Source organism: Hongsoonwoonella zoysiae (assembly GCF_013266695.1).
Lineage (GTDB): Bacteria > Pseudomonadota > Alphaproteobacteria > Rhizobiales > Stappiaceae > Hongsoonwoonella > Hongsoonwoonella zoysiae.
In genome coordinates this window covers 1,907,241-1,923,448 of the sequence record NZ_JABRXF010000001.1, presented here as the reverse complement: position 1 = coordinate 1,923,448, position 16,208 = coordinate 1,907,241, and the positions used below count along the sequence as shown (strand labels likewise).

Annotated in this window: 12 protein-coding genes; 3 read left to right on the top strand and 9 right to left on the bottom strand. The window is 60.7% G+C overall.

Annotation, left to right across the window (positions count from 1 at the left end):
- Positions 1 to 5: 5 nt before the first annotated feature.
- The 4 genes from HPQ64_RS08905 to HPQ64_RS08890 form a co-directional block, all read right to left on the bottom strand.
- Positions 6 to 668 carry an extensin-like domain-containing protein gene (locus tag HPQ64_RS08905; protein ID WP_172887996.1) on the bottom strand — a complete coding sequence of 221 codons (663 nt, stop codon included), beginning with the start codon at positions 666 to 668 and terminating at the stop codon, positions 6 to 8.
- A 45-nt stretch (positions 669 to 713) separates the two neighbouring features.
- Positions 714 to 1,583, bottom strand: coding sequence for an extensin family protein (locus HPQ64_RS08900; protein WP_172887995.1), 870 nt, complete (start codon positions 1,581 to 1,583; stop codon positions 714 to 716).
- Between the two features lie 396 nt (positions 1,584 to 1,979).
- Complete coding sequence (locus HPQ64_RS08895) at positions 1,980 to 3,902, bottom strand: DUF3604 domain-containing protein (protein WP_172887994.1); 1,923 nt, start codon at positions 3,900 to 3,902, stop codon at positions 1,980 to 1,982.
- A 170-nt stretch (positions 3,903 to 4,072) separates the two neighbouring features.
- Positions 4,073 to 4,618: a hypothetical protein gene (locus HPQ64_RS08890; RefSeq protein WP_172887993.1), complete on the bottom strand. Its 546-nt coding sequence runs from the start codon at positions 4,616 to 4,618 to the stop codon at positions 4,073 to 4,075.
- 180 nt (positions 4,619 to 4,798) lie between these two features.
- Between HPQ64_RS08890 and HPQ64_RS08885 the strand changes: the two genes are divergently transcribed.
- Positions 4,799 to 6,292: an inorganic phosphate transporter gene (locus HPQ64_RS08885; protein WP_172887992.1), complete on the top strand. Its 1,494-nt coding sequence runs from the start codon at positions 4,799 to 4,801 to the stop codon at positions 6,290 to 6,292.
- On the opposite strand, the gene HPQ64_RS08880 is transcribed toward HPQ64_RS08885, so the two are convergent.
- Positions 6,231 to 6,698 (bottom strand): NUDIX hydrolase, encoded by a 468-nt coding sequence (locus HPQ64_RS08880; protein WP_172887991.1) that lies wholly within the window; start codon positions 6,696 to 6,698, stop codon positions 6,231 to 6,233. The two genes, HPQ64_RS08885 and HPQ64_RS08880, sit on opposite strands and share 62 nt — an antisense overlap.
- A 266-nt stretch (positions 6,699 to 6,964) precedes the next feature.
- Between HPQ64_RS08880 and HPQ64_RS08875 the strand changes: the two genes are divergently transcribed.
- Entirely contained in the window at positions 6,965 to 7,591 is a 627-nt protein-coding gene (locus tag HPQ64_RS08875; RefSeq protein ID WP_172887990.1) for a LysE family translocator, read from the top strand.
- 10 nt (positions 7,592 to 7,601) lie between these two features.
- Here HPQ64_RS08875 and HPQ64_RS08870 read toward each other — a convergent pair whose 3' ends face one another.
- Positions 7,602 to 8,585: a zinc-dependent alcohol dehydrogenase family protein gene (locus tag HPQ64_RS08870; protein ID WP_172887989.1), complete on the bottom strand. Its 984-nt coding sequence runs from the start codon at positions 8,583 to 8,585 to the stop codon at positions 7,602 to 7,604.
- Positions 8,586 to 8,806: 221 nt separating this feature from the next.
- Between HPQ64_RS08870 and HPQ64_RS08865 the strand changes: the two genes are divergently transcribed.
- Positions 8,807 to 10,063 carry an amidase gene (locus HPQ64_RS08865; protein ID WP_172887988.1) on the top strand — a complete coding sequence of 419 codons (1,257 nt, stop codon included), beginning with the start codon at positions 8,807 to 8,809 and terminating at the stop codon, positions 10,061 to 10,063.
- A gap of 38 nt (positions 10,064 to 10,101) precedes the next feature.
- Here HPQ64_RS08865 and HPQ64_RS08860 read toward each other — a convergent pair whose 3' ends face one another.
- The 3 genes from HPQ64_RS08860 to metH form a co-directional block, all read right to left on the bottom strand.
- A complete protein-coding gene (locus tag HPQ64_RS08860) occupies positions 10,102 to 11,163 on the bottom strand; it encodes a DUF2336 domain-containing protein (RefSeq protein WP_172887987.1) in 1,062 nt (353 codons plus the stop codon).
- Between the two features lie 538 nt (positions 11,164 to 11,701).
- Positions 11,702 to 12,316: an FMN-dependent NADH-azoreductase gene (locus HPQ64_RS08855; protein WP_172887986.1), complete on the bottom strand. Its 615-nt coding sequence runs from the start codon at positions 12,314 to 12,316 to the stop codon at positions 11,702 to 11,704.
- Positions 12,317 to 12,475: 159 nt separating this feature from the next.
- Positions 12,476 to 16,207, bottom strand: a complete 3,732-nt coding sequence (gene metH, locus HPQ64_RS08850; protein ID WP_172887985.1) for a methionine synthase — start codon at positions 16,205 to 16,207, stop codon at positions 12,476 to 12,478.
- Position 16,208: the final 1 nt, after the last annotated feature.

The window sequence follows — 16,208 nt, the reverse complement described above, 5'->3', positions numbered from 1 at the left end:
ACGTCTCATTGGCAGACGCGGTGGTCGCCGTAGCGCCCGTGTCGGGCAAGGTCCAGGTGGAAATGGTCCCGGTGGTGGCGGTCGGCCTCCGGCCCCAGCACCGTTGAAAACCGCTCGCATGCGCCCGAATGCGCATTGCGCAGGAATGCGCCTTCGTAGATATCGCCCCACCCGCCTTCCACGGTGATCTCGCGCCCGTCGGCCAGCTTGAAGGAAGAGATGTCGAGCGCGTTCGCGAAGGCATGTTCGGAAAGCGGCCCCTTGGCTGCCCCGTTACGTCCCCGGCAGGAATAGGACGCGGCGATCTTCATTTCGCTGACGGGTGAGCCGAAAATGGCCATGGCCGCCGGCTGGACGCTCTCGGACAACCAGTCTTCGGTCTCGCGGATATGGCCGCAGCTCATCGTCGCCGAATTGGAAAAGGCCACCTGTCCCCCTTGCAGCGCCGTCACCTCGAAGGGGTGGTCGATACCGCAGATGCCGGGGCCGGATATCGCCCGCGAAGGCCGGATGAAGGGCGTGCGCTTCACATCACCGGAGGCAAGGCATTGCGCTTCCTCGCGCGCGCGCCAGCGCTCGCGCTCCTCGATGTCCCAAAACCCGCCGCATCCGGCAAGCAGCAGGAAGACGGCAGACGCAAGCGCGATATTGAAGATCCCTATCCGCATGCGGCGACTGTCACGCAGCGGAAATAAGAAAGGATTAACGCTGTTTCACGGGCAAGGCCGGTTCTTGCATTTATTGCCGTCGCACGGTTCGGCGAAACGAAGCCCCTCGCCCCCGATGCGCTGCTCGCCAGGCGCGTGAACCTTCTCGAAGCGGGCGCAGCCTTTTCGCTGCAGCACCATGAGAAAGTTTCCTTCCGGCGTTTCCTTCCCCCAACTGTCGGAAACCACGACCTCGCTGTCGTTCGCAAGCTTGAAGCCGATAAACTCGATCGTCCGGCCACCCGTCGCATCATCACCGGCTTTTGCAGCCGCATCGCCTTTCGGACAGCCGGAGGAAGCGGCGGCATCCAGCCCGACGAGGCGCTGCCCGAACTGGATCAAGGTCATGTCGCTCATCTCGTTGGCGACGAAATTTTCGACGGCGATGGCGAAGTCGCAATCGAGGGTCACGCTCTCCCGCAGCCGCACCACACCGCCCGGCCCGAAGGAATCCACATCCACCGGCGCGGCCATTTCGCATTCCCCGGCCACAAGCGCTTCGGGCAACACCCGGCGTTCACCGGAATTCAGCGGACATACCGGCCCGTCGTGCTTCCTTTCGAAATCGACAAGTCCGAAAGCCACTCCTATCCGTTCTTTTGAGCCCGCCTTGGGCCTTGGCACGGCAGCTTGCACGGGAGCCGACCGCAGGCTGTGCTTGGGTTTCACCGCATCTTGCGACGGCGCCAGCAGGACGGAGGTTTGGGAAGGTGCCGCGTTTTCCTGCTCCGCGATGACGGCCGTATCTGGCGCCAGAACCGCTGCCAGCATCATGACAGCCGCAATCGGCCGGCGATATGCGGTCGAACGGTCCCTTGCGGAATTTCCCTTGCCGTGCCGCGCGGCTCCCCGAAAAAGGGCGCTCCTGGCGCCCATCGGAAAAAACCCGCATATGCGCCCATCCGCTGGGACACACGGCTCAGCGTCACTCCGAAACATGCCCCGCTCCTGCCTGATCCGGCGCGCTTTCGACTGGTTGGGGGCACCCGCACAACAGGAAACCGCCCCGGGATCAATACCTCGAGCAGACCCTTGTCACCAATTCCAGGCCGGTTTCGGCGGGACATGCTCTGGCGAAATTAATTCATTTTTCGAAATAAAATACAACCCTTCAATAGTATATTCAGACGTTCCGGCCTCAACGTCTTTACAGAGCGGATTCTATACATCGGCAAGCGTAAAAATTACCTGAGATCGGGCCCCGTCACCGTCCCGAAAGGTCTGCTTGGTGAAAAGCGCCGCGAGGGATTGCGGGCTGGCCCGGACAATCCGTTACCCCTCGGGGCCGTACCAGATCGGCGAGGTATAAGCCCGTTCCTGAGCGCTTTTTTCGGCTGCTTCGGGTATCTCGATGCCATAGCGGAATGCGTCATAGACCACCCAGCGCGGCGTGGGGATCTCAAGGACCCGGGCGTAATAGAATGCGGACTGTGCAGGGTCGAAATCAGGATCCGTCCACACAGTGCCCAATTCGGATGCGCCGATTGTGTTGGTCCAGTTCGCCGCCGCGACATCCACCGTGTTGCCGACATCCGGCAGCACGCCGTTGTCATCCGGCTCCCGACCCGGCGACCATGCAACGTCATAGACCTTCTCATGCGTGTTGCCCTCGGCATCGAGCCAGCCCTTGACGATCTGTATGCGGTCGAGATTGGCGCCGATGGGGTCGCGCAGCGCATAGACCATGAAGGTCGGCGCGGCGGCCTCCCCGCGTGCGGGCAGATCGCCTCCCATGGGCACACCCTTGCCATAGCCGCGAAAGGCCGGCTGGCGACTGTTCAGGTCGTCATCCGTATAGTCCCATCCACCGAAGAAGCGCACGATCATGCGCGGGCCGGTGGTGGCATAAACCTCCTTTCGCGCCATCGCGTCGAAGATCGATGTACGCGTGTTTTCCTGCGCCCAGACGGCGGCATATCCGGAAGACACGAGCTGATATCCCTCGTAGGCGCCGATGTTCGTCTTGGCGAAAGGGTGGCTCATGCGTTCGGGCTTGGGTTCGGCATTGGCCGCCTTGCCGAAGAAGTTGTCTTCTTCCGCGGTTGAAAGAGCGGTGTGGCTGTCGGTGGAGCCGACAAGGCCGAATTTATAGGGGTTGCTGCCAAGCCGCGCCTCAAGTTTCAGCCCGTTCTTCAGCGCCTCCCGGGCGTATTCGTACTGCAGCATTTCCGGCGTCTTGGCCTGGGTCAGGTCCAGGTTGCCGACGTCCCATGTCTCGTAGTTCGCGAAGGCGTCATCGGGCGAAAGCAGCGGATGGGCTTCGCCGTCGCCCTTGATCTGCGTCGCCTCGTACATCTTTTCCCAGCGGGCGCGTTTTTCCACGTATTCGGCGTCCAGCGCACGGCCGGTGTATTGCGCATCGACCGGGAACATCAGCCCGTTCGAAAGGTTGCCGTTGTGGGCAAGCGCCAGCACGGTCCCGCCCGTCTTCGCCTCGTAGTTCTCAAGCCATTCGTAAAGGTCGAGCGGGTCTGTCGAGCCGATAGGCGGTTGGGTTGTAAAAGGCACCACCTGGCCGGCCTTTTCCGCTCCGTCACGGAACAGGACATTGCGGTGCAGGTTGTTGCCGCTGACAAGCGAGGTCCACTCGAAGCCGATTATCGTCGAAAAATTACCCGGCTCGTTGTGGGCTTCCGCTGCGTTCACCACCTTTTCCCAAACGCTCGCGTAGGTCTTCGCGCCGGGCGAATAGTCTTTCAGGAGGTCGGGCGGGATATTACCTTGCGCGAAATTCGTGATCAGGTCGAGCGCGGCCTTGGCGGAAGCCTCGCCGCCCGCCTGCAGCCCCTCGTACCAGCGTTTCCCATCTTCGAAAGCGATGATATTGGGCGCGCCCTTCGCAAGATCGTTGAAAAAGCCCATGGCGTCGGAATGATCGGCGATCACCAGCCAGTCGAGGGGGCGGGAAAGCTTCACCGGCTGCCCGGTGTTGGAGGTCACCTGCTCTCCCTTGGCGAAGCGGTAGGCATCGTCAAGGCCAAGGCGCGCGCCGAACAGTCCGGCATCGACAGAAAGCCCGGTGTGAAGGTGCGTGTCGCCCCAGAACACCCGGCTCGGGAAATCGCGCTCGGCATAAGGAGAATAGGCTTTGCCGGGATACATACCGGAAAGCGATGACTCGGAGGGGATGAACTGTGCCGCGGCCGGCGCCGTCAGCAAGGCGGCGATGGCGGCTCCAATGAACAGACGATGCATGACAATCCTCCGGCAAATCTGTTGTTCCGCCCCCGGCAAGATTCTTATTTCCGTTACATCATTATTAAACCCACTCCGGCAGATAGCATCAATCCGGTGTTTTCCACTATCATCGCCAGCAATTTCCGTGGGCTGCATCCTCGGATACGCGATGCCTTGCCGGCCTGTTCTCAAATCGCCCCGAGTTCCCGCGCCCGTTTCTGCCCTTCATCGGTGTGGTCAAGAACGAATTCGAATCCGTGCCGGCCTGCGATGTCACGCAATATCGTCACCAGATAGGACATTTCTTCGTTCGACAGGACCGGCAGAAACACCCGCGTCTTGCGATTGTCTTTCATGATGACGATGAGATTTCGATCGATCGGCGCCATGCTGCCCAGCATCGTATGCGTATGGACCAGAGCCCGCACCTCGGACCAGTTGATACGGCGTGGGCGCCACCAGCCAGAGGCCACCATTGCTTCCGGGCTCACGCCGACCGGATTTGGCGACAATAGATAGCTGGACAACTTCAATCCGAACGGAAGAAGAACTGCCGTGTAGAGCGCAGCCGTCAGGTAGGGGCCAATCGCCCGTCCGTCGACGAAAGCGGAAATTATGATGATAACGACGATTGCAACTGTGAAGCCGGCGATCTGGCGAGCGGAAAAATGATAAACTCGCCACGGGAGATATGCTTCGCTTCGCTCCAGATCGAACCAAATTGTTTTTCTCATAGCTTGCAAATGCCCACGGCACCAATTCGTGTCGATTCAATTTTAAATTGCATGTCTGTATAGTAAATAAATCTTCAAGCTCAATTCAGGCCCTTCCACCGCCAAGCCTACGGTGAATTTACATTACGTCATCGATATGGGATGAGGTGACTAACCAAACTGACCATTCCGTAAGGTCCCGTGAGCAGCCAAGAAAAAAACCTCGCCAACCGCTACGTAAGCGACCTGAAGCGCTACGGCGTCAGCCAGTCGCAGTTCCCGAACGTTCTGCGCGCCATGGTGCCGATCACGCTGTCGGGCATCTTCCTGGCATTGACCGCCATTTTCGTCGCCTGGTCGCAAGACAGTTTCGGACAGGAATGGCTGATCGTCGCGGTCGCCGCCGTCGTCGGCGGCTACATGGCGCTGAACATCGGCGCGAACGATGTCGCCAACAACATGGGGCCGGCCGTCGGCGGCAAGGTTCTGACGGTGATCGCAGCCGTCCTGATCGCCGCCGTTTGCGAAAGCGCGGGTGCAATCCTTGCCGGCGGCGATGTCGTCAAGACGGTGTCCAAGGGCATCATTTCGCCTGGAACAAGCATAGGCGTCTCGCAGTTTCGCGATCTCATGCTGAGCGCGCTATTCGCCGCCGCGCTGTGGATCAATCTCGCCACCATCCTGAGCGCGCCGGTTTCCACCACGCATTCCATCGTCGGCGGCGTGTTGGGCGGGGGCATCGCAGCCTCGGGCTTCGCTCTGATCAACTGGATCACCATGGCCCAGATTGCTGCAAGCTGGGTCATCTCGCCGGTCTTCGGCGCGGCCTGCGCCGCCGCCATCCTGTTCTTTATCAAGAAACGCATCCTGAACGTCGAAAACAGGCTCGAAGCGGCAAGGTTCTGGGTGCCGGTCCTGATCGCGCTGATGGCCAGCGCCTTCACCGCATATATGGCCATGAAGGGGCTGAAGAAGATCTGGTCCCCGTCCCTGGTGGAGATCGTCGCCTACTCGGGCGCCGCCTTCCTGGTCGCCTATCTCGCCTCCCGCCCCGCCGTTGCCGCGCGCACCATGAAGCTTCAAAACCGCAAGAAGGATATCTACGGCCTGTTCGACGCGCCCTTGATCGCCGGCGCCGCACTTCTGTCTTTCGCCCATGGGGCGAACGATGTCGCCAATGCGGTCGGGCCGCTTGCCGCCATCGTCTCCACCGTTCAGGACCATTCGGGAATCGCGAGCCAGGTTTCCATTCCGCTTTGGGTCATGGTCGTCGGGGCGATCGGGATATCCTTCGGGCTTGGCCTTTTCGGCCCGAAACTGATCCGCGTCGTGGGCCAGAAGATCACCCGGCTCAATTCGCCGCGGGCCTTTTCCGTGGCTCTGTCAGCGGCGATAACGGTGCTGATCGCAACCTCGCTCGGCCTTCCCGTCAGTTCGACGCATATTGCCGTCGGCGCCGTCTTCGGCGTCGGTTTCCTGCGCGAGTTCCTGGAAAACCCGAACAAGCGCACCCTGCGGCCGGGTCACAAGCTGAATGAAACCGCCGAAGACGCATTCAACAGCCTTGGCTTCCGCTCTGTCAGGAAGCTTGTGCGGCGGCGCTTCGCCCTGTCGATCGCAGCCGCCTGGTTCATCACCGTCCCGGCATCGGCTCTTCTGGCTGCAACGCTTTACTGGCTGCTGCGGCTTCTGTGATCCAGGGCTTCAGCGTCTCGAACTGCTTGATGACTTCCAGATAGTCTTCGCGGTAGGCCACGCGCGCGGCCTCCTGAAGCAACGCCCAGTGGCGCTGGCGCCTGTCCTTTTCCGGCCAGTCGTCGGCCTGTTCGCTCACCAGAAAGGGGTAATAGGTGACAGGCACCGTCACCTTGCCCGATTTCGCCTGTTTGGTGACCGGCACGGTGATCGGAAAGTCCTCCAGCACGGTGCCGCGCACGCCGGCTTCCTCGAAGCCTTCCCGGTGGCACGCCTCTATATGGCTTTCGCCCGGCTTCAACAGCCCCTTGGGCAGGATCCATCGTCCCCGCGTCTGCGAGGTGACGAACAGAACCGCGATCAACTGGTCGCGCATGTCGAAGGGAATGATCCCGACCCGATGCATAGGCCGCCTCTCCAATTATCCAGTCACCTATCCTGCGATTCACGTTACGTGAGTCATCGCTTTTTCCAAACCTTGCCGAATAATATCCGCCTGCCGCTTACCCCGGCAGGACACGGCATTCGCGGCAGCGCTCGCCAAAGCTTTCAACCATCCGCAATAACAATCGACGCCCGGATCGTGAAATCCTGGGCTTTTTGAGCGGCGTTCCAGGTGATAAAGACCGATTATTCGGTTGTGTGATGCTGCCTCCAAAAGGCCTTTGATAGATGACGCTTGAGATATATTCCGCCTATGTCGTCGCCAGCCTCATCCTGCTTGCGGTTCCAGGGCCCACGGTCATGCTCGTCGTCAGCTACGCGCTGGCGCAGGGGCGCAAATCGGCGGCGGCAAGCGTTGCCGGTGTCGGCGCGGGCGACGCCTTGGCCGCAAGCGCTTCCCTGCTCGGCCTTGGCGCGGTGCTTGCGGCCTCCGCCACGCTTTTCACGGTGCTGAAGTGGGTCGGCGGGCTCTATATCATTTATCTCGGCGTTCAGATGTGGCGGGCAAAGCCTCATGCGCTCGAAACCGTCGAGACGAAAACGGCAAGCAAACGCAGGGTCTTCCTTCACACCTTCACTGTCACCGCCCTCAATCCCAAGGGGATCGCCTTCTTCGTGGCCTTCCTGCCGCATTTCATCGTGCCGGCGAGCCCGGTCGTGCCGCAGTTCTTCGTTCTCGGCACCACCTTCGTCGTGCTAGGCATGGTCAACGCCGCGCTTTACGCCTTTCTCGCTTCTTCCGTGCGCGAGCGCGTACGCAAGCCTTCCACGCTCAAGGTCATGAACCGGCTCGGCGGCAGCGTTCTTGTCGCCGCCGGCATCATGACGGCGACGCTCCGCCGCGCGGCCGGGTGAAGGCAAACCGTCAGGGGATCAGCACCGCCGCCCCGCTCAGGCGTCCGTCGCGAAGATCAGCCAGCGCTTCGTTCGCCTTCTCCAGCGGGTATTCCGTGACATGGGTCGTAACACCCGCCTTCGGCGCGATATCGAGGAACTCGACCGCGTCGTTTCGCGCCAGGTTGGCGACAGAGCGGATCGCCCGCTCGCCCCAGAGGTCCGCATAAGGAAAGCCCGGGATATCGGACATGTGAATGCCGCCGCACACCACCGTTCCGCCCTTTCGCACCGCCTTCAGCGCAATCGGCACCAGCGCGCCGACGGGGGCGAAGATGATGGCAGCATCCAGTTCCTCCGGTGTTTTTTCGTCCGATCCGCCGGCCCAGACCGCCCCGAGCGACCTTGCGAAATCTTGCGCCTGGGCATCGCCCGGTCTCGTGAAGGCGTAGATCTCGCGTCCTTCGAATTTGGCGACCTGCGCCACGATATGGGCTGCGGCACCGAAGCCGTAAATGCCGAGCTTTACCGCATCGCCCGCCATTTTCAGCGACCGGTGGCCGATCAGCCCGGCGCAGAGCAAGGGGGCGGCTTCAGCGTCCGAATAGCCTTCGGGCAGCTTGAACGTATAGTCGGCATCGGCCACGCAATGGCTCGCGTAGCCGCCGTCGATCGTGTATCCGGTGAAGCTCGGCCGGTCGCAGAGGTTTTCCTGACGCCGGCGGCAATAGGCGCAAGAACCGCAGGTATGGCCAAGCCAGGGAACGCCGACGCGCTCGCCTTCGGCGAAACCGGTGACACCCCTGCCAAGACCCAGAACACGGCCGACGATTTCGTGGCCCGGCACGATCGGCAGTTTCGGGTCGGGCAGTTCGCCATCGATCACATGCAGGTCCGTCCGGCAGACGCCGCAGGCCAGGATTTCGATCAGGAGCTGGCCTGATGCGGGCGACGGAATTTCCCGTTGTGTCAGTTTTAATGGTTGCCCGGCCGCCTCCAGCACCATCGCCCGCATCTTTATCCCCCTTCGCTCAAACGCACCTATCCTCGGTCCCGATCGGATCCTGCGCTTTGATGACCATCAATCGCGCCAGCGTCGAAAAGCCACGAAAGTCGCCCTTATCGCCCCGAAAATCCACCAACGCTCCCTTGATTTCACCTTTCTCATCGCCAATTTCGCAAGGCTTGCGTTCCGGCGGATCCTGGCCGATCTTGGCGCTTCAGCCGGAGGATAACATGCTCTCAGCCGTCAAACTCGCCCGGGAAATCGAAGCCGGGGGAACTTCCGTCGAAGCGATCTACGAAACATGCGCGGCGGCGATTGCCGAACGCGAGGAAACCATCTCCGCCTTTACCCATCTTGCCCTGGATGAAGCGCGCAAAACGGCGGAAAACAGCCATGGCCCGCTCTTCGGACTGCCGCTTGGCGTCAAGGACAATCTCGACACCGCCGACATGCCGGCAGCCTATGGTTCGCCGATCTACGAGGGACACACTCCAGCCGCCGATGCGGCTGTCGTCGCCCTCGCGCGGCGTCTCGGCGCGGGGATAATCGGCAAGACGGTGACGACCGAATTCGCCTTTTTCGAACCGGGGCCGACGCGAAACCCCTGGAACCCGCTCCACACCCCCGGCGGCTCTTCGTCCGGTTCGGCGGCGGGAATTGCCGCCGGGTTCTTTCCCTTGAGCCTCGGCACGCAGACCGGCGGTTCGGTCGTAAGACCCGCAGCTTTCTGCGGTATCGCAGGCTTCAAGCCAACCTACGGGCGGTTGCCGCGCGAAGGGTTGAAGGTCTTTTCATGGAGCCTTGACACCATCGGCGTCTTCGGAAAAGGCGTTGAAGACGCAGCGTTCGGTGCGGCCACTCTCACCGGGCGGAACTGGCGCGTGGACGGCACTTCGCCGGGTGCCCCCCATATCGCCGTCGTTCACACCCACCTTTGGAAGGAAGCAAGCGGCGAGATGCGCCAGGCGGTGGAAACCGCGGCAAGGCTTGCCGAAAAAGCGGGTGCGAAGGTCAGCACGGTCGACCTTCCGGGCATTTTTTCAGATGCCTTCGCCGCCCATCAGGTCATTCAGGACCATGAGGCCGCACTTGCGCTTGGTTTCGAATTCGACCGCCATGCCGCCTCGCTCAGCCAGGTGTTGCGGGAGACGCTAGCCGCCGGGCGCGAAATTTTGCCGGAAGACTATGATAGCGCTCAGGAAACCGCGCGGGAAGCACGGCGAAGTCTGGGCGATCTTTTCGGGGAATTCGACGTCATCCTGACGCCGTCGGCACCCGGCGCGGCGCCGAACGGGTTGGGATCCACGGGCTCATCCATCTTCAACCGGATCTGGACGCTGATGGGTGTTCCCTGCATCAACGTGCCCGGTCTCATGTCGGCGAACGCTCTGCCCCTCGGCGTCCAGCTTGTCGGCGCTTACGGGCAAGATCGGAAGACGCTGCTTGCGGCACATTGGCTCGAAGGCTTGCTGAAGAAGCATGGCTGACGCTTCACCGCGTCCCGCCGACCGTTAGCGTCCAGACCCTAAGAAGCGAGTTTCGGCTTTATCGTTTCCAGCGAGCGGGCCGCCAGTTCCGGCGTCATCGACCGATAGCGCTGCAACGCATCGGAGATGGCGGAAGACGTCATCTTCAGCCGTTTCGCGCGCATGGCGATGATCTTCTCGTATGCCTTGTCCGACACGCCGGCGGCGCGGCAGAGGATGACGAGAGGCGCATCCTCCTCGCGGAAAATAATCCTGAGAACCGAATTTTCCGGCACGTCGACCACCTTGGCTATCATGGTGCCGAGATCGATCGGCCGGTCGCGGGAGGTGAATATCTCGACCGCCTCGTCGATTTTGGTCTTGCCGGCGACGACGCTTTCGATAAGAAGCTGCACCTTGGAAGGCTTGTCGCCGAGGTCGTGCAAATGCACATTGACCTTATGTCGCGGACGTTCGTCCAGGGCCTTCAGAATGACCTCGTTATCGCCGAGTTCACGCACCCGGCGCTCCAGTTCGCGGGTCAGGAAAGGCACCAGCGCATCCGCCGCCGCTTTCGTCAAGTCGTCCCGTTCCAGCAACGCTTCCTGAAGCCTGGGCACTTTGCGGGCTCGGTTGGTAATGTGCTTGAAGCCCTCGTCATCGATCGCCGCGCCGGAATTTTTCAGGATTGTCAGCAGGGCTTCCATCTGGCCACGCTTGGCCACGGCCTTCGAAACCTCCGGCTCGACGCGATCGCGTTCTGCGATCGCGCAAAGATGCGCCTGCGATTGCTGTTCCGCGACTTCGACAAGATCGTCCGCGGTCAGAACCACGGCACGTTGCAGGACGGGGCGGGCAACCTCGATCACGTCATGCGCGAGGCGGCGCATGAGGTCGGGCGGCGCTTCCGGATGAGAGGAGACCCGGTCGGCGAGGGACCGCCTCGCCTCTGTCTGAAGCTGGTCGAACACGTGGCAGACGATGTCGCCATAAAGTTCGCTCACACGCTCCGATTCTTCGCCGCCGGAGGCAAGAAACAGATCGGTCAGTGCGGATACCAGAGCATCGCGCCCGTCTTTCGAGCTGTCGCGGGCCAGGTCGTTCAGTTGCGCAAGATCCATCCTGGACCCTCACCACAAGTTGTTATCTTTCAGGAATTGTCGCGAAGAGGTGTTGCCCGGTAGTTAATGGCAAGAGATTCTCGCTCACGCCGCCGCACCGATCTTCACGAAAACGGCAACCAGAGCCGATGCGGTTTAATCGTACATATTTTCCAAAAATCGCTTAGATACTGATTTCCTTACGATACCCTCGCTCATATGACGCAGCGTAAGAATGTCTCAACAGTTGTCTTCGGCGCTGCAACAACTTTTTTACCTTTTCGCGCCCCCGCACCTCACATAAACTCACGAAAGCCTGAAGAGCGGGAGGCCATAGAATGACCATCGTCCGCAATCTGAACCTTATCATGTTCCTGATAGCGTTTTTATTCGTCACAGGCATCGTTGTCGGAATTCTTTAAAAAGAAGGCGGAAAAACCGCCGCATTTTCTTCGCTTGCCGGCGCTTGCCGGCAGTTCGCAAGGAAGCTCGCCGATGGAATTCCGTAAGATTCCACCGGCGATATCGTTTGTTTCCCTGCTCATTCTACATCCACGATTCACGCCGCCATCTTGAAGCGCTGCGCCGCATCGCCGAGCGAAGCCCTTGCATTGGCAACTGCGCTGTCCGCTGAAGCCATCAGACGCTCTGCGGCTATGATTTCCACATCGCCTATCCCGATAAACCCGAGGACATGGCGCAGGTAACCGCTTGCGAAATCGATCTCGGAGCCGATTTGCGTTCCTCCGGACGCCATGACCACATAAGCCTTCTTTCCTTCAAGCAGGCCCACAGGACCGTTTTCGGTATATCTGAACGTTTCCCGCGCACGGGCGATCAGGTCGACCCACGCCTTGAGCGATGCCGGGATCCCGAAATTATAGACCGGGGCGCCGATCACGAGGATATCCGCCGCCTTCAACTCGGCGACCAACTCATCGGAAAGAGAAAGCCTCGCCTTTTGTTCGCCGGTTCGCTCCGCCGGGTCGGTGAAATTGGCGGCGACCCAGGCGTCGTCGATGACCGGAAGGCCCGGGGATACGTCGCGCCTGACGATATTCACCTGACGGCCGGCGGCAAGCCGGCTGACGAGGTCTTGCGCGAGGTCCCGCGTAACGGAACCCGCTTTTCGGGCAGAGGACTCGATCTGGAGAATGTTAAGCGGCTTGTCCATCGTATCTCTCCTGCATCGGGGCGGTGCACCCTTTTCGTTTGTTCACTTGCAGGAAAAGATAATCAGCTTTGCTGGAATGATTAGATCTGAATCGATGAACAATGCATCAACCGCCACGACGCCGGAAAATGGACCGGCGCCGTGGCTGATCGGCAATTGTCATTCGGCGGCTTCAAGCCTGCGCGGATCGTAGTTGAGGATCGGCGCAAGCCAACGCTCGGCGTAATCGAGATCCCAGCCCTTGCGTATCGCGTAATCCTCAACCTGGTCGCGCTCGATCTTGCCGACACCGAAATAGTGGCTGTCGGGATGGGCGAAATAGAGCCCGGAGACCGAGGAACCCGGCCACATGGCGAAGCTTTCGGTCAGCTTGATGCCGGTCGCGGCTCGCGCGTCGAGCATGCGGAAGAGCGTTTCTTTTTCCGTGTGGTCCGGCTGGGCGGGATAGCCCGGCGCCGGGCGAATGCCCTGGTAGGCTTCGCCGATGAGTTCCTCGTTCGAAAGGGTTTCATCCGGCGCGTAGCCCCAAAGCTCCTTGCGCACGCGTTGGTGAAGCTTTTCGGCAAAGGCCTCGGCAAGCCGGTCCGCAAGTGCCTGGCTCAGGATCTTGCTGTAATCGTCGCCCGCCCTTTCGTAGCGCGCGGCAAGTTCCGCCTCGCCATGGCCGGCAGTCACGGCAAATCCGCCGATATAATCGCGGATGCCGAGGTAATCGGGTGCCACGAAGTCGGCCAGAGCCAGGTTGGCGCGCTTGCTCGAAGAACGAGCCATCTGCTGGCGAAGCGTATAGAACGTCGCGGCAATCTCCTGGCACTCCTCATCCTTGAACACCACGATATCGTCACCGCGCCCTACCGCCGGCCAGAAACCGACGACACCCCTTGGCTGCAGGAGCTTGCCTTTGACGATCTCGTCAAGCATGCGTCTTGCGTCATCGAAAAGCGCGCGAGCTGCAGGGCCATAGCGATTGTCCGTCAGAACCGCCGGATAGCTGCCCTTTATTTCCCAGGTCGCGAAGAATGGCGTCCAGTCGATCGTCTCGGCAAGGTCTTCCAGAGGAATATCGTCGACAACCTTCGCCCCGAGGAATGACGGCCTGACCGGCCGGTAATCTTCGAATGACGTCGGGAAACGATTTTCACGCGCCTTTTCAAGGCTCAGACGTTGAGATGCGCCGCGCGAGCGCGAATGGCTTTCGGCGATCTTCGCGTATTCGTTCCGAACTTCCTCGAAATACGGCTCACGCTTCGCCTCGCTCATCAGGCGTGAGGCAACGCCCACCGCACGGCTTGCGTCGGTCACGTAGATCGCCTGCCCGCGTTGGTAGTTCGGATGAATCTTGACCGCGGTATGGATGCTGCTCGTTGTCGCGCCGCCGATCAGCAGCGGCATGTCGAAGCCTTCGCGCTCCATTTCGGCGGCGACATGGCACATCTCGTCGAGCGATGGCGTGATAAGGCCGGAAAGGCCGATGATATCGACCTTCTCCTTTTTCGCCGTCTCCAGGATCCTTGCGGACGGCACCATGACGCCAAGATCGATGACCTCGAAGTTGTTGCACTGGAGAACGACGCCGACGATGTTCTTGCCGATGTCGTGAACGTCGCCCTTGACGGTTGCGAGCAGGACCTTGCCGGCCGAAGACCGTTCGGACTGGCCGTTCTTCCTTTTTTCCTCTTCCATATAGGGAAGCAGATAGGCGACGGCCTTCTTCATGACGCGAGCGGATTTCACGACCTGCGGCAGGAACATCTTGCCCGAACCGAAGAGATCGCCAACCACGTTCATGCCGGCCATCAGCGGCCCTTCGATCACCTCCAGCGGCTTGTCGGCGCGCTCGCGCGCCTCCTCGGTGTCCTCGTCGATATAGTCGGTGATACCGTTGACGAGCGCGTGCTCGAGGCGCTTTTCAACCTCCCACGTACGCCACGTGAGGTCTGCGGTTTTCTTTTCGCCGCCGCCTTCCTTGTAGCGTTCCGCCGCTTCCAGGAGCCGGTCGGTCGCATCCTTGCGACGATTGAGGACGACATCCTCGCAAAGCTCGCGAAGCTCTGCGTCGAGATCGTCGTAGATCGCAAGCTGGCCGGCGTTGACGATGCCCATGTCCATGCCGGCGCGAATGGCGTGATAAAGGAAGACGGAGTGCATCGCCTCACGCACTCCTTCGTTGCCGCGGAAGGAGAACGAAAGATTCGAGACACCGCCGGAAATATGCGCATGCGGCAGATTCTGGCGGATGTAGCGTGCGGCCTCGATGAAATCGACACCATAATTGTCGTGCTCAGGGATACCGGTCGCGACCGCGAAGATGTTCGGATCGAAGATGATATCTTCCGGCGGAATTCCGACCTTGTTGACCAGAATGTCATAGGAGCGCTCGACGATTTCGATCTTGCGCTCCAGCGTATCGGCCTGGCCCTTTTCGTCAAAAGCCATAACGACGACTGCGGCACCGTAGCGGCGCACGAGCCTGGCATGTTCCAGAAACTGCTCCTCGCCTTCCTTGAGCGAGATCGAATTGACGACGCCCTTGCCCTGGATGCACTTGAGACCGGCCTCGATCACGCTCCACTTGGAGCTGTCGACCATGATCGGCACGCGCGCGATATCGGGCTCGGCCGCAACGAGGTTCAGGAAGGTGACCATCGCCTGCTCGGAATCAAGCAGGCCCTCATCCATGTTGACGTCGATGATCTGGGCCCCGTTTTCCACCTGCTGGCGGGCAACCTCCAGTGCGGTCGCATAGTCGTCGTTCTTGATTAGCTTGCGAAAACGCGCCGAACCCGTGACGTTGGTGCGTTCTCCGACGTTCACGAAGTTCGTTTCCGGCGTCACCACGAAAGGTTCAAGGCCGGAGAGGCGCATATGCCGCTCGATCTCCGGAATCTTTCGCGGCGCGTGCCCCTCCACGGCTTCGGCGATGGCGCGGATATGATCCGGCGTCGTGCCGCAACAGCCACCGACGATATTTACAAGGCCGCTCCTGGCAAACTCGCCGAGAAAGCCGGCCGTCGCTTCCGGACTTTCGTCGTATTCGCCGAACTCGTTGGGCAGGCCCGCGTTCGGATAGGCACAGATATTCGTGTCGGCGACGCGCGAAAGCTCACCGATGTGGGCGCGCATTTCCTTGGCGCCCAGCGCGCAGTTAAGGCCGACGGAAAACGGTTGGGCATGCGAAACCGAGGCCCAGAAAGCCTCAGGCGTCTGGCCGGAAAGCGTGCGCCCGGAAAGATCTGTGATCGTGCCGGAAATCATGACCGGCAACTTCACGCCCTTTTCCTCGAACACTTCGTCGATGGCAAAAAGTGCGGCCTTGGCATTCAGCGTATCGAAGATCGTCTCGACGAGCAGGATATCTGCCCCACCGTCGATGAGGCCGCGTGCGGCGTCGGCATAGGCCTTGCGCAGATCGTCAAAGGTCACCGCTCGATAACCCGGATTGTTCACATCCGGGGAAATGGAGGCCGTGCGGTTCGTCGGCCCCAGCGCGCCTGCAACGAAACGCGGACGCGAGGGATCGCGCTCCTCCATGATGTCGCAAGCTTCCCGCGCCAACCGCGCGCCTTCGCGGTTCAGTTCGTAGGCGAATTCCTCACAGCCGTAATCGGCCTGGGCGATCGTCGTTGAGGAAAAAGTGTTCGTTTCCGCGATGTCGGCGCCCGCCTCCAGATAGGCGAGGTGAATGTCGCGGATCGCATCTCCCTGGGTGAGATTCAGGAGGTCGTTATTGCCCTTGAGCGGCAATTTCCAGTCCTTGAACCGTTCTCCGCGAAAGCCGTCCTCGTCCAGGCGCAGGTCCTGGATCATCGTGCCCATGGCGCCGTCGAGAACGAGAATACGTTTGGCGGCCGCCTCCTCGAGGCGGCCGAATACCGGTGATTTATCAACCATT